We start from the raw sequence: 13,039 nt of genomic DNA, 5'->3' as shown, positions 1-13,039 counted from the left end.
TTAACAATTAAGAAAACTACTTGTTTTTATTAATAATATCTTTTAATATGCTACAAGTATAATAAATATCTTCTTTAGTAATCCAATGATGGGTAACAAATCTCATTAAGCCATCTTCTTCGCCATTGCTTTTAATTCCTTTTTTGTATAATTCATCTACGATTGTTTGTCCATCAATTCCAGTATTCTCTAAGCTAAAGAATACCATATTTATGTGTATATCTTTTTTATTAACTTCAATACCAGGAATTTTTTCAAGTTCATTAGCTAATAACAATGCGTTTTCATGATCAATTTTTAAAGGATTTATCATTTCTTTCAAAGCTACTAAGCCAGCAGCAGCTAAAAATCCACTTTGCCTTAATCCTCCACCTAATAGCTTTCTTTTTTTTCTAGCTTTATCAATAAATTCTTTAGAACCTGCCAATATAGAACCTATGGGAGCACATAATGCTTTAGATAAACAAAACATTACCGAGTCTGTGTATTTTGTAATTTCTGAAGGATGAACATTTAAATAAGTAGCAGCATTAAATAATCTTGCTCCATCTAAATGTACTTTAAGATTATATTTCTTTGCTAGAGTATAAATATCTCTCATATTGTCTAAAGGTACAACTACACCACTAGAATGAGCATTTTCAATACAAATAAGACTAGTATCAGGAAAATGAATATCCTCTTCTTTTCTAATTCTTTTCTCAATTTCAGATGTACTTAATATACCTTTAGGATTATCTATAGTTCTTAGCTGAACTCCTGCAATTACAGAAGCGCCTCCTACTTCATGAGCTATAATATGACAATTATCTCCTAAAATTACTTCTTCACCTCTATTACAATGAGTAAAAAGTGCAAGTTGATTTCCAAAGGTTCCACTAGGAACAAATAATGCAGCATCTTTGTTTACTAGGTTAGCAGCATATTGTTCTAGTTCTTTAACAGTAGGATCATCTTCATAGACATCATCTCCTACTATAGCTTTAAACATAGCTTTTCTCATCTTGTCAGTAGGTTCTGTTACAGTATCACTTCTTAAATCTATAAATTTCATACGTTTTCCCCCTAAATATTATGGTTATAACATCTATTATAGTTTATTTCATTATATTAGAAAATATTAAATCCCAAATATGGTATAATAAAAAAATAATATAAATTTACGAGTGGTGATTTAAATGAAAAGTCTTATATTAGCAGAAAAGCCTTCTGTAGCTAGAAATATAGCAGAGGCATTAAAGTGTAAAATTAGAAAAGATGGATATATAGAGGGAGAAGAGTATATAATAACATGGGCTTTTGGTCATCTTTTACAATTGTTTGATGCAAAGGATTATGACGAGAATATGATAGGATGGAGAATGGAAAAGTTCCCATTTATACCTAGTGATTTTAGATATAAGATCAAGTGTGATAGTTACAATAGAAATATTGTAGATAAAGGTGCAGAAAAGCAAATTAATATAATAAAAAGTTTAATAGATAGAGAAGATGTTGATGGAATAATATCTGCAACAGATTTTGATAGGGAAGGACAGGTTATTTCGGATGAATTGTTCATACATTTCAATGTAAACAAACCTATATATAGAATACTCCTTAACGAGTGGACGGAAGAAGAAGTAAAAAAAGGAATAAAAAATTTAAAACTTAATTCAGAAATGAAACCATTACAGGATGCAGGTATTGGAAGACAGTTAGCAGATTGGGTAATTGGAATTAATTTAACTTCAGTCGCAACATTACGTTACGGAGGAACTGGAAAAGATAGAAAAGTAATTAATATTGGAAGAGTGCTTTTACCAACATTAAAAATTATTTATGATAGAGATAAAGAAATAGAAAATTTCCAAGCTAGTTCTTACTATAAGTTATCAACTACTTATAAATCGAAAGATAATACTGAGTTTGAGACTCTTTATTATGAAAATTCTAATGAAAAGTTTGAGAAAAAAGAATATTTAGATGAGATTAGTAGGATATTAGTTGATAAAAGTGGGGTAGTTATTGACAAAGAAATTGAAAAGAAAAGAGAATATCCACAACCATTATTTAATTTGTCTAACTTGCAAGGATACATAACAAGTAAATATAAGGGGTGGACTTCGGATAAAGTATTAAAGGTTGCTCAAAGTCTTTATGAAAAGAAATTTATTACATATCCGAGAACAGCTAGCGTTGTATTGGAAGAAAGTTTAGAAGATAAAGTGAAGAAAGTCTTAGAAAATCTAAAAAAGGGATTGCCTTATGAAGAGCAAGTTAAGTTTGTAAAATCAAAAAGAGTTTTTGATAATTCTAAGGTAGAAAGTCATAGTGCTATAACTCCTACCTATGTAATTCCAAAGGGGTTAAGCACAGATGAACAAGATGTATATAATGCTATAAAGAATAGATTTATTATGCAATTTATGCCTGTAGCTGAATTTGAAGAAACTAAAATAACTATTAAGGTAAATGATGAGAAAGTTCCTGGAGAGTTTATTGCAAAAGGTAAAGTTGAAATTATTAAAGGATGGAGAGTTGTTGAAAAAATAGATACTAAGGATACAATTTTGCCATTAGTGCAGAAAGATGAAAATCTTGATATTACTGATAATAAGGTTAATAAGGTTACTAAAAAACCACCTAAGTATCATACGGAAAAAACACTTTTAAGGGTTATGGAGACCTGTGGTAAAAATTTTAAAAATGATAAAGAGGATAAAGATGAAAGTTTAGATGATGAAACTAATACAGATGAAATGATGAATGCAATATTAAGTGGATTTAGTATAGGAACTCCTGCAACTAGGGCTGAAACTATTAATAAGCTTAAAGATATTGGATATATTAAAGCAAAAGGTAAGAGTTTAATTACAACTGAACTTGGCAGAACTATAGTTGAAATCTTTCCTGCAAAAGAACTTTTGGATTTGGAATATACAGGAAAGTTAGAAAAGACACTATCAGATATAGAAAAAGGTAAATATAAAAAAGAGGATTTCTTGGATTTTATATATGATTTCACGACACAATCAGTAGATAAAATAAAAAATGACAATTCACTTCTACATAAATTTAAAGTTCAATTACCAGAAGGAAAAGAGATTATTGGTAAATGTCCTATATGTGGGAATGCGATAATAGAAGCTGAAAAAAGCTTTGGATGTACTAACTGGAAAAATGGGTGTAGATATACAATCTGGAAAGATGATAAATATATAGCTTCGTTTGGAAAAGTAGTATCTAAAGAGATGGTAAAGATATTACTTCAAAATGGTAAAGTAGGGTTTAGAAATCTTAAGAGTAAAAAAGGAAATACTTTCAGTGCATACTTTAAGTATGAAAGAAATGAGGAAACGGGATATTTTAACTGGAGTATAGAATTTATTGATTAAGAAAAAGCTTTAGTAACAAAGAATGTTACTAAAGCTTTTTATATTAAACATAAATAATATCATTTAAATAAATCATTAATTGAAACTTTAAGAGCTTTTGCTAAAGCCTTAACTTCATAATCTAGTACTTCTCTTGAGTTATTTTCAATTTTAGAAATCATAGGTCTATCAATATCTATTTCTAAAATATTAAGTCTAGCAGCGAGGTCTTCTTGTGTAATACCTAATTTTTTTCTTAATAATCTAACGTTGCTTCTAATAACATTTCTATTACTCATAAAATCACCTTATTCTAGTATAAACTATGCATAAATTTTATATGAAAGCGGAGACTAAAATGTATGGTAATCACACAAATGTAATATTTTATGCAAAAGTAGGTGCTATTATTGAATAAAGATAAGGAACTTAAAAATTGTCCGAATTGTGGAAGGGACATGATTTTGAAAAAAGGAAGATATGGAGCATTTTGGGGATGTTCTAATTATTCTAAATGCAAAGGAAGTATTGATACTGGTAAAAAGAAAATTAGGCTAGAAGAATTAGAATTAATAAGTGTAGATTACAATTGTTTAATAGAGATTGGGAGAATAGATGAAATAGTAGAAGAAGTGATGGAGAATAATAAAAAAGTAAAAGAAATTATATAAGGTTTAAGTACAATAGAAGAAAAGTTATGCTACTGAAAAAGGCAAAAAACTTATAGAAATTTTCCCTATAAAAGAATTATTAGATACTGACTATACTGGCTGATATGGAAAAAGGAAATGCTAGTAGAGATAAGTTTTTGAATTACATATATAAATTTACTAAAGAAGGCGTAAATAAAATTAAAAATCATAAAGCAGATTTAATTTGCGATACTCGCCAATAATTAAAAAAGCACAGAATATATAAAAATTTATAAATTCTGTGCTTTTAGCTTAATTTACATAAAATTCTACTTAAAATTTACCCAATTTTATTATATAATAATACATAAGCAAATTTATTAAGATTTGATTACAAAAACATTACATTATAATTAATAAGAATAATTATAGAAATTTAATGCAAAATATATTTAAAAAATTCATAAGACCTGAAGAAGAATAGTAAGTATCTTGTGAACAAAAGGAGAATAATTGAGTATGAACAAAGTAAAAAAGATTATTTTATCGTCGAGTTTATTAATTAGCACTATAATTTTAACCAGTCTTGTAAGAATAGAAAATAATAAGGATTTTAATATATATGATAGATTTATGAATAGTGCAATTAATTCAACGATAGAAGAACAATCTACTTTGGAAAATTCCATTCCAGTAAAAGATAATAGTGTAGAAGAGCAAGTTCCTAAGGGAACAAAAAAAATTGAGCCTAGTGGTAATACATATAATGAGGAGGAAAGAATAGTATTTTCAAGAGGTGGTAGCATGGATGGTGATGAAAATCAAATAATACCCAAAGGTGCTACTATATCAACAGAAAAAATGATTCAGAAACCTTCTAAACCCAACATAGAAAATTTGGATTGGTGGAGTGAAGCACAATATTTATATCCTATTGGTTCAGTAGCTGAAGTTGAAGATATTTATACTGGTAAGGTCTTTAAGATGAAAAGAACCTTTGGTACAAATCATGCAGATGTTGAAGCACTGACTACTAATGATACAGAAGTAATTAAAAGCATCTGGGGAGGGTTTTCTTGGGAGAGAAGACCGGTAGTTATAAAAATTAATGGTAGAAGAATAGCAGCGTCTATGGCAGGAATGCCTCATGCTGGAAATGATGATTACCCTGCACTTTCACAGGCTCCTGATTTATCAGATGGATATGGTACAGGACAGAATTTAGACGTAGTTAAAGGTAATAATATGGACGGTGTTTGTGATATCCATTTTTTAAATAGTACTAGACATGAAGATGGTAGTGTGGAAGCAGTTTCTGATCCAGAGCATCAAAAAAATATTGAAATTGCTTCAAAGTCTAAATAAATTGAATAAAAAGTGAGTTTGTACATATGAGGCATCTTTTATTTTAAGATGTCTTTTTCTTTATAAAATCTTTATAATTTCATTTTAATATAAGTATATAATAATTAATAAATTAACTTAGTAGAATTAATATTGGATTAGTTTAGTCAATATTTTTATATTATAATTACTATAAATATTAAGAGTCTAATGGAGAGATAGATATGTATAAAATATTAGTTATAGATGATGAGAAGGAAATAGTTTCTTTTATTAAAGAAGCTTTAGAAATGGAAGGATATTATATCATAACCGCTTATGATGGGAATGAGGCGCTAACTAGAATAACAAGTAACCCAGATTTAATATTATTAGATATAATGATGCCGAATACAGATGGATATGAATTTTGTAGAAAAATTAGAGAAGAAATTCAATGCCCTATCTTGTTTTTAAGCGCAAAGCAAGATGAATTAGACAAAATAAAAGCTTTTTCAATTGGTGGAGATGATTATATAACTAAGCCTTTTAGTTTAAAAGAATTAAGAGCAAGAGTTGCAGCTCATTTAAGAAGAGAAGAAAGACATAGTAAAAATAGTATTAAAGAAAGTAAAATAAGTTTTGGAGAGTTATGTTTAGACATAGCTAATCATAAAATAACTATAAAAGATGCATTAATTAACCTTACCAAAAAAGAATTTGAAATTGTTGAATTATTAGTGATGAATAGTGGGCAGATTTTTTCTAAAGAAAGAATATATGAATCTTTATGGGGATATGATGCTGAAGGTGATAGTAGCACTATTGCAGAGCATGTTAAGAATATTAGAGCTAAATTTAAAGAGATAGATAATAAAACTGAATATATATCTACAGTTTGGGGTGTAGGATATAGATGGGAGAAAACAAGATAATGAAAAGAAGTTCTTTAAAAAAACAGTTTGTTTTTAATTTTTTCATCATATTATTTTTTAGCATAGCTGCTACTATTATAACAGTATTAATACTTTTTACAGCAATTAATTTAAAAGTTATAAAGCCAGAAAATCATTATGAACAATTGGTGCCTCAATTTGAAGAGTATATAAAAAATAATGGATATAATGTGTTGGAGTTAGAAAAAAAAGAGGATATATTAAAGCTTATAGATAAAGATGGAATGGATTATGAGATTTTAGATTTGAAAGGAAATTATATTCACGGCACGTCACACTTTTTAAAAATGGAGTCTAATGACATATTATATAAGATTAATACCATTGATCATAGAAAAGATTGGAATATAGAGCGAGGATATACAAATAATATACCTATTAATTATGCAAGTATAAAATATATACCTGTGGAATATAATGGAGAATTAAAAGCTGTTGCTGTTATAAAATATAATTATAGAATTTCATCATTATTTATAAATAATAATTTAATGAAAATTATAAATGTTTATTTGCTTATTTGTCCATTTTTCTATTTAATAATATTTACTATAATATTCATAGGTAAATTAAATAAAAGGATTAATAAGCCTATAAATGAGTTAATAAAAGCTTCTAATAATATTAAAAATAAAAATTTAGATTTTACTATTAATTATAAAGGTGATGATGAGTTAGGAGATTTAATTTCCTCTTTTAATAATATGAAAGATGAATTAAAGAACACTTTAATTAAAAACTGGAATATGGAGGAAGAGAGAAATAATATAACATCAGCTATTGCTCACGATATAAAAACTCCTCTTACTATAATTAGGGGTCATGTGGAAATTTTAGAAGAAATGGATTTAAAAAATCAAGAAAAAGCAAAAAAGCATTTAAAAGTTGTAAAACAAAATACTGATAGAGCAACTAAATTGATTAAAAATATGAATTATATTTCTAAAATAAGTAGAGCTGATTTTAACTTAANNCTTTGGAAGAAGTAGATGTGAAGGACTTTATTATTGAAAAAGAAATTGAGCTTAAATTGCTTTGCAAAGAAAAAAATATAAATTTTATTTGTGAAATTTACAATGAGAAAAATAATAATATAGCAATTTTTGACAAAGATAAGATTTCACAAGTGCTAGATAATTTGATTATAAATTCACTACGCTTTACTGAAAGTGGTGGAAATATTAATCTAATTCTATCTATGTATGATGACAAAATAAAATTTACTATTAAAGATGATGGAATAGGCTTTTCTACAAAAGATATGAATAATTTATTTAAAAGCTTTTATCAAGGTGATAGTTCTAGATCTTTAGAAAAAGGGCATTCAGGATTAGGTCTGTATATGTGTAAAATTATAATTGAAAAACATAATGGTAAGATTTTTGCACATAATGATGAAAATGGAGGGGCTGTTATAGAGTTTTACATAAATCAATAATTTATATAATACTCAATAAACCTTAGTAGTTGATGAGGAAATTTAAAAATAAAATATGTTAATAAATAGATATAACTTTAAGCTATTTACAAAATATTATAAGCCTATAGGTTAAAACCTATAGGCTTATGTACTAGTAATAACGTGTATATCTTCTTTTATTATGTTTTCTTTTATTAATTAAGTAAATTGTAAGAACTATCAACGAGATTATTACAATTAACATAATTGAGTATATTAAAATATTTTCTTTAATTATATCAAGTTTTGAAATTGTAGGATATAAATCATACTTAGATTCAGAATTTTTAATTTTTACAGATACTTGTCCAATTGATTTGTCTTTGTTTAATTTCCAAGCACTTAAGTTATTAACGTTATAGTTAATTTCTGGCTTTATTTCTGTATCATAATATGTAATATCCTCATGAATAGTTACAGGAACCCTAATTGCCCTTTCTGGACCTATTAATGGAATAGCGTTATATTTTAATGTAATAGTGTTAAGATCACTGTCTTTTTGAAGAAGAAGTTCCTTTTCTGCACTATAACTATAATCTGCTAATTTCTCCATATCCTCAAAGACTTTTGTATCTTTAGGAAAATCATATTCAGAATTTAAAACTACTGTAGCTATTTTACGATTTTCTCTTTCATAAACGGAAACTAAACAACGACCAGATTTGTCTGTGTATCCGGTTTTTCCACCTATATTTCCGTTAACTCCAAGCAATTTATTTCTATTTTCAATTTTAGCTATTGGACCTTTAGTAGATTGAACTGATGCTTCTTTCTTATTTATAACGGATTTAGTCCAATCATTTGACATTATTGCTTTAAGAAGTATACTTAAGTCGTAAGCAGTAGTTAAATGGTCTGGAGTATTGTCGTCTAATCCATTAGGTGTTACAAAATGAGTATTAGTCATTTTTAGCTCTTTTGCTTTTTCATTCATCATTTTAACAAAATTATTTACACTTCCACCTACATTTTCAGCAATCATATAAGCTATATCGTTACCAGAATATAATAAAAGAATATCCATTGCATTTGAAGCAGTAAAAGTATCACCAGTATTAACTGGATGAATATTTAAGCCATAGGAATAAGGAGCCTCATTTTTAGCAGCTTCAGGATAGGTTAACAAATCTCCAGGACTTTTATTTTCTGCTAAAAGTAATGCAGTCATAAGTTTCGTAATACTTGCAGGATACATTTTTTTATCAATATTCTTTGCATATATTATTTCATTAGTTTCCAAATCCACAGCTAATGCAGAGGTACCTATAAGCTCTGGCTCTGGTGCTTTTGCAAATGCAATGGTGGAAAATACTGAAGTAAATATTAGTGTAGATGCTATAAATTTAGTTATTTTTTTCACTTTACACTTCTCCTTTACATAATTTATGTTAAAACATAAAATTAGTATAGCATTTTAAGATTAAATGGACAAGGTAAATGGAGATTATTATTATTTTGTATAATTTTTATGATATAATAAACTTAGAGAGGTGTGAATTTTGATAGATAATATAAAAGATATTTTTAAAGATAGAGAAATAAAACCAATTGGTAAATATAAAAACAGTGCAGTTATGATTTTACTTTGTGAAGATGAGGAAAGTAATGATCTAAATATAATATTTGAAGTTAGATCTAATAAGTTGAAAACTCAGCCTGGCGATATATGTCTACCTGGTGGTATGATCGAAGAAGGGGAAAATCCTAAAGAAACAGCTATTCGAGAAACTATGGAAGAACTTAACTTAAATAAAGAGGATATAGAATATATAGGTGATATGGATTATTTCATAAGTCCATATGGAATGTTTATATATCCATTTATATCAAAGACTAATTTAGAAAAAATTATACCAAGTAAAGAAGAGGTAGATCATATTTTTACAGTGCCATTAAAATTTTTTATAGAAAGTACCCCATTATTATATGAACTAGAAATTGGAGCAATAAATAAAGAAGGATTTCCTTTTCATCTTATAAATGGTGGTGAAGAATATAAATTCAGACATGGTAAATTGAATGAATATTTTTATGAATATGATAATTATGTAATATGGGGATTTACAGCGCAAATCATAAAGACTTTTATAGATATTATTAAGAATAATGGTAATAATATGCTATAATAGGGAATATATAATAATTAATCAAAATTAACATAATATTTTATTTAAAATTTTATTTATATTATGGTATAAATAATGATGATTTTAGGGGTGTGATTATATGGAGCATGTATATAAATGGCATAATCAAGCTATAGGTGAAAGAGTAGTGAAAGCCTTAGAAAAAAACCAATTTCATGCTATTTATTTTGAAACAAAAGAGCAGGCAGAAAATTTTATAATGTATCATATAAAATCCGGGGATGTAGTTGCTTTTGGGGGCTCAGTGACAATAAAATCTATGGACCTTAAAAAGAAGATCACGAAAATTGGAGGAACTATTATAGACCATGGAGAGCCGGGGCTTACTCAAGATGAAAAAATGGATATAATGAGAAAAGAGCTAGTGAGTGATTTATTTCTTTGCAGTAGCAATGCAGTTACATTAAATGGGGAAATAGTAAATGTTGATGGTGTTGGAAATAGAGTTGCAGCTATAACTTTTGGTCCTAAGAAAGTTATAATGGTGGTAGGGATAAATAAAATAGTAAAAGATGAAAAAGCTGCTTTTGAGAGAATTAAAAATATAGCATCACCTCAAAATAATAAGAGATTAGCTTGTAGTAATCCCTGCACTATTACAGGGAGCTGTATGGATTGCGATAGTAAAAATAGAATTTGCAGAGCTTATTCCATATTAAAGAAAAAGCCTATGCTAAGTGATATAAGCGTTATAATTATTGGAGAAGAAATGGGATTTTAAATTAAAATTTTAAATATGAGTGTAAAAAATCGTGATAGTTTAGTCACGATTTTTTATATTAAATTAAGTTTAATATTCTAAAATAATATAATTTTCTAAAAATACTTTATCTTATTGCTATTATGCCTTATAATATAGACAGGACTTTAATAATTCAGGATGGGGTGATATAATGTCAAAATGTCCTTTATTGACTACTTTTGAAGAAGAAGTTCAATGTTTTAAAGAATGTGCACTATATAGATGGGCGGAAAATGAAAATAAATGTCCCTTTGCAGAATTGAAAAATTTTAAGCCTTTGGTAATTAAAAATATATATGAGTATGATTTGTTTAAAGATGATAAAACTTCTCCTATAAGCATACTTTATAATGAAAGTTACTTATAGGTACATGATTAACTTACTTCGCCTGAATATAAATTGTAAAATATAAAAGCATTATAAATTTATAAATTGAAAATATTATATTTTTAAAATAGGTTAAGCAAACCAGATATATTTAATTGGATTTTCTATATAAATTTATAAAGATATAAAGGGTATAAAAAAATAGCACTAGTTAGGTGCTATTTTTTTAATGTTAAGTTACATCCTTTACTGCAACCACTGCAATTTCCTTGGATTTTTTTATTACAATTATTTTTAACTCCATCTTTAAGAATAGTTTTAACCATAAAAGAGTTGTTTTTATAGGTTAAAATGATTTCTTTAATATAGTTTGTAACCTCATTATCATAAACTATATTAAGATCTTCTATACTATCTCTAATATCATTGTGATTTTCACTATCTAATAAAATTTCCACTTTTGCTGACCTACAACAGCCGTTGACATACTTAAATCTAACAAAGTCATATTCAGTATGATTTTGTAATAAGGAAATTAAACCTTCATAGGCTTTATTGGATATTTTTATTTTAGGTTTATCATACATATCAATCACCTAAATCTTTATATTATTCATGATATTTAGAAGAATATTCATATAATAATGACTCTTTAAGTTCCCAAAGTTTTTTAGATAAATCTACATAATAATTATGTGGATTTTGAAGTCTTAAAACTTCAGGCCAAAGTTTTTGAGTTTCAACTTTAGAATATTCTTTTATGTCCATTACAGAAGGACTATTATATATAGGTTTCCCTTTATCAAAAATTTTAACCATTAGTTCTTTTACATAATAGTTTTTTAGTCTCTTTCTTTTCCATGTAAAAGTTGGATTAAAAATTTCTAGGGGTTCATCAATATTTATTTCTTCATCATTAAGACAAATTAAATCAGCTATAGCCATATCTGTTTTTTTATCAAAGATTCTATATAATTTTTTAAAAGCAGGATTAGTAATTTTTTCGATATTTTCACTGATTTTAATTCTAGGAATAATTACATTATCTTTTTCTATTGCAACAAGCTTATAAACACCACCAAATACAGGTTCACTTCTAGCAGTTATCAATCTTTCTCCCACTCCAAAGCTATCAATAGCAGCACCGTTTTCTAGCACAGCTCTAATTATAAATTCATCTAGAGAGTTAGAAACTGTAATTCCTACATCTTCATAACCAGCATCATCTAGCATTTTTCTTACTTCTTTTGTAAGATAGGTTATATCTCCACTATCAATTCTTACAGCTTTAGGTCTTTTACCCATTGGCTTTAGTACCTCATCGAAAACTCTTATTGCATTAGGTACTCCAGACTTTAAAACATTATAGGTATCTATAAGTAAAACAGTGTTGTTTGGGTAAGTAAGAGCCCAAGCTTTAAAGGCTTCATATTCACTGTCAAATAATTGTATCCAAGAATGAGCCATTGTACCTACAGCAGGAATACCAAACATTTCCTCTGCTATAGTACAGGCTGTAGAACTACAACCTCCAATAACAGCTGCTCTAGCTCCGTATATAGCACCATCATATCCCTGTGCACGTCTAGAACCAAATTCCATGACAGCACGGCCCTTTGCTGCTTCGCAGATTCTTGCTGCTTTGGTAGCAATTAATGTTTGATGGTTTATAGTAAGAAGTATCATTGTTTCAATAAACTGTGCTTGCATTACTGGACCTCTTACTGTTAGTAAAGGTTCACCAGGAAATACAGGTGTACCTTCAGGGATAGCCCAAATATCACAAGCAAACTCAAAATCCTCTAAATATTTTAAAAAGCTTTCACTAAAAATATTTTTACTTCTAAGATATTCTATATCATCATTTGTAAATTCTAAACTTGAAAGAAATTCTATTACTTGTTGTACACCGGCCATGATGCAATATCCACCGCCATCAGGAATTCTTCTAAAGAACATATCAAAATAAGCAATGGTATCTTGAACATCATTATTTAAATATCCATTAATCATGGTAAATTCATAAAAATCTACTAACATGGTTAAATTTCTATGATTTTTTACATTAAAACTTTGTGAAGTACTCATTTTTTATC

Annotated in this window: 14 protein-coding genes; 9 read left to right on the top strand and 5 right to left on the bottom strand. The window is 27.5% G+C overall.

Features of this window, described 5'->3' with window-relative positions:
• Positions 1-16 precede the first annotated feature (16 nt).
• Positions 17-1,054: a low-specificity L-threonine aldolase gene (gene ltaE, locus B3603_RS05810; RefSeq protein ID WP_291561846.1), complete on the bottom strand. Its 1,038-nt coding sequence runs from the start codon at positions 1,052-1,054 to the stop codon at positions 17-19.
• A gap of 124 nt (positions 1,055-1,178) precedes the next feature.
• On the opposite strand from ltaE, the gene B3603_RS05805 reads away from it, so the two are divergent.
• A complete protein-coding gene (locus B3603_RS05805; protein WP_291561844.1) occupies positions 1,179-3,377 on the top strand; it encodes a type IA DNA topoisomerase in 2,199 nt (732 codons plus the stop codon).
• A gap of 59 nt (positions 3,378-3,436) precedes the next feature.
• Here the strand turns inward: B3603_RS05805 and B3603_RS05800 are convergent, their stop codons facing one another.
• On the bottom strand, positions 3,437-3,655 hold the full coding sequence (locus tag B3603_RS05800; protein WP_291561842.1) for a helix-turn-helix domain-containing protein: 219 nt from the start codon (positions 3,653-3,655) through the stop codon (positions 3,437-3,439).
• 111 nt (positions 3,656-3,766) lie between these two features.
• Here B3603_RS05800 and B3603_RS05795 point away from each other — a divergent pair, with 111 nt between their 5' ends.
• The 5 genes from B3603_RS05795 (at position 3,767) to B3603_RS05775 (ending at position 7,705) form a co-directional block, all read left to right on the top strand.
• Positions 3,767-4,027: a topoisomerase DNA-binding C4 zinc finger domain-containing protein gene (locus B3603_RS05795; protein ID WP_291561840.1), complete on the top strand. Its 261-nt coding sequence runs from the start codon at positions 3,767-3,769 to the stop codon at positions 4,025-4,027.
• A 480-nt stretch (positions 4,028-4,507) separates the two neighbouring features.
• Complete coding sequence (locus tag B3603_RS05790; RefSeq protein ID WP_291561837.1) at positions 4,508-5,353, top strand: hypothetical protein; 846 nt, start codon at positions 4,508-4,510, stop codon at positions 5,351-5,353.
• A 203-nt stretch (positions 5,354-5,556) separates the two neighbouring features.
• Positions 5,557-6,246, top strand: coding sequence for a response regulator transcription factor (locus B3603_RS05785; RefSeq protein WP_291561835.1), 690 nt, complete (start codon positions 5,557-5,559; stop codon positions 6,244-6,246).
• Positions 6,228-7,256 (top strand): HAMP domain-containing protein, encoded by a 1,029-nt coding sequence (locus B3603_RS05780; RefSeq protein WP_291561833.1) that lies wholly within the window; start codon positions 6,228-6,230, stop codon positions 7,254-7,256. Before B3603_RS05785 ends, B3603_RS05780 begins: the two co-directional genes overlap by 19 nt.
• A gap of 2 nt (positions 7,257-7,258) precedes the next feature.
• Positions 7,259-7,705 (top strand): sensor histidine kinase, encoded by a 447-nt coding sequence (locus tag B3603_RS05775; RefSeq protein ID WP_291561831.1) that lies wholly within the window; start codon positions 7,259-7,261, stop codon positions 7,703-7,705.
• Between the two features lie 133 nt (positions 7,706-7,838).
• Here the strand turns inward: B3603_RS05775 and B3603_RS05770 are convergent, their stop codons facing one another.
• Positions 7,839-9,086: a D-alanyl-D-alanine carboxypeptidase family protein gene (locus B3603_RS05770; RefSeq protein ID WP_291561829.1), complete on the bottom strand. Its 1,248-nt coding sequence runs from the start codon at positions 9,084-9,086 to the stop codon at positions 7,839-7,841.
• A gap of 139 nt (positions 9,087-9,225) precedes the next feature.
• On the opposite strand from B3603_RS05770, the gene B3603_RS05765 reads away from it, so the two are divergent.
• The 3 genes from B3603_RS05765 to B3603_RS05755 all read left to right on the top strand — a co-directional run bounded on the left by B3603_RS05765 (position 9,226) and on the right by B3603_RS05755 (position 10,982).
• Complete coding sequence (locus B3603_RS05765; protein WP_291561827.1) at positions 9,226-9,852, top strand: NUDIX hydrolase; 627 nt, start codon at positions 9,226-9,228, stop codon at positions 9,850-9,852.
• A gap of 100 nt (positions 9,853-9,952) precedes the next feature.
• On the top strand, positions 9,953-10,594 hold the full coding sequence (locus B3603_RS05760) for a lactate utilization protein (RefSeq protein ID WP_291561825.1): 642 nt from the start codon (positions 9,953-9,955) through the stop codon (positions 10,592-10,594).
• A 172-nt stretch (positions 10,595-10,766) separates the two neighbouring features.
• Complete coding sequence (locus B3603_RS05755) at positions 10,767-10,982, top strand: hypothetical protein (RefSeq protein ID WP_291561823.1); 216 nt, start codon at positions 10,767-10,769, stop codon at positions 10,980-10,982.
• A 179-nt stretch (positions 10,983-11,161) separates the two neighbouring features.
• Here B3603_RS05755 and B3603_RS05750 read toward each other — a convergent pair whose 3' ends face one another.
• Positions 11,162-11,530, bottom strand: a complete 369-nt coding sequence (locus B3603_RS05750) for a hypothetical protein (RefSeq protein ID WP_291561821.1) — start codon at positions 11,528-11,530, stop codon at positions 11,162-11,164.
• Between the two features lie 22 nt (positions 11,531-11,552).
• On the bottom strand, positions 11,553-13,031 hold the full coding sequence (locus B3603_RS05745) for a nicotinate phosphoribosyltransferase (protein WP_291561819.1): 1,479 nt from the start codon (positions 13,029-13,031) through the stop codon (positions 11,553-11,555).
• Positions 13,032-13,039 lie beyond the last annotated feature (8 nt).

The sequence above is a fragment of the Clostridium sp. UBA2485 genome (assembly GCF_002341865.1).
In the GTDB taxonomy this organism is placed as follows: Bacteria; Bacillota; Clostridia; order Clostridiales; family Clostridiaceae; genus Clostridium_J.
Note: the sequence above shows the minus strand (reverse complement) of the source record. Positions and strands in the feature narration are given on the sequence as shown.

Excerpts from the sequence above, each read along its gene's own strand:
- ltaE (WP_291561846.1), bottom strand. The coding sequence starts at position 1,054 with ATGAAATTTATAGATTTAAGAAGTGATACTGTAACAGAACCTACTGAC.
- B3603_RS05805 (WP_291561844.1), top strand. The coding sequence starts at position 1,179 with ATGAAAAGTCTTATATTAGCAGAAAAGCCTTCTGTAGCTAGAAATATA.
- B3603_RS05800 (WP_291561842.1), bottom strand. The coding sequence starts at position 3,655 with ATGAGTAATAGAAATGTTATTAGAAGCAACGTTAGATTATTAAGAAAA.
- B3603_RS05790 (WP_291561837.1), top strand. The coding sequence starts at position 4,508 with ATGAACAAAGTAAAAAAGATTATTTTATCGTCGAGTTTATTAATTAGC.
- B3603_RS05785 (WP_291561835.1), top strand. The coding sequence starts at position 5,557 with ATGTATAAAATATTAGTTATAGATGATGAGAAGGAAATAGTTTCTTTT.
- B3603_RS05760 (WP_291561825.1), top strand. The coding sequence starts at position 9,953 with ATGGAGCATGTATATAAATGGCATAATCAAGCTATAGGTGAAAGAGTA.
- B3603_RS05755 (WP_291561823.1), top strand. The coding sequence starts at position 10,767 with ATGTCAAAATGTCCTTTATTGACTACTTTTGAAGAAGAAGTTCAATGT.
- B3603_RS05750 (WP_291561821.1), bottom strand. The coding sequence starts at position 11,530 with ATGTATGATAAACCTAAAATAAAAATATCCAATAAAGCCTATGAAGGT.
- B3603_RS05745 (WP_291561819.1), bottom strand. The coding sequence starts at position 13,031 with ATGAGTACTTCACAAAGTTTTAATGTAAAAAATCATAGAAATTTAACC.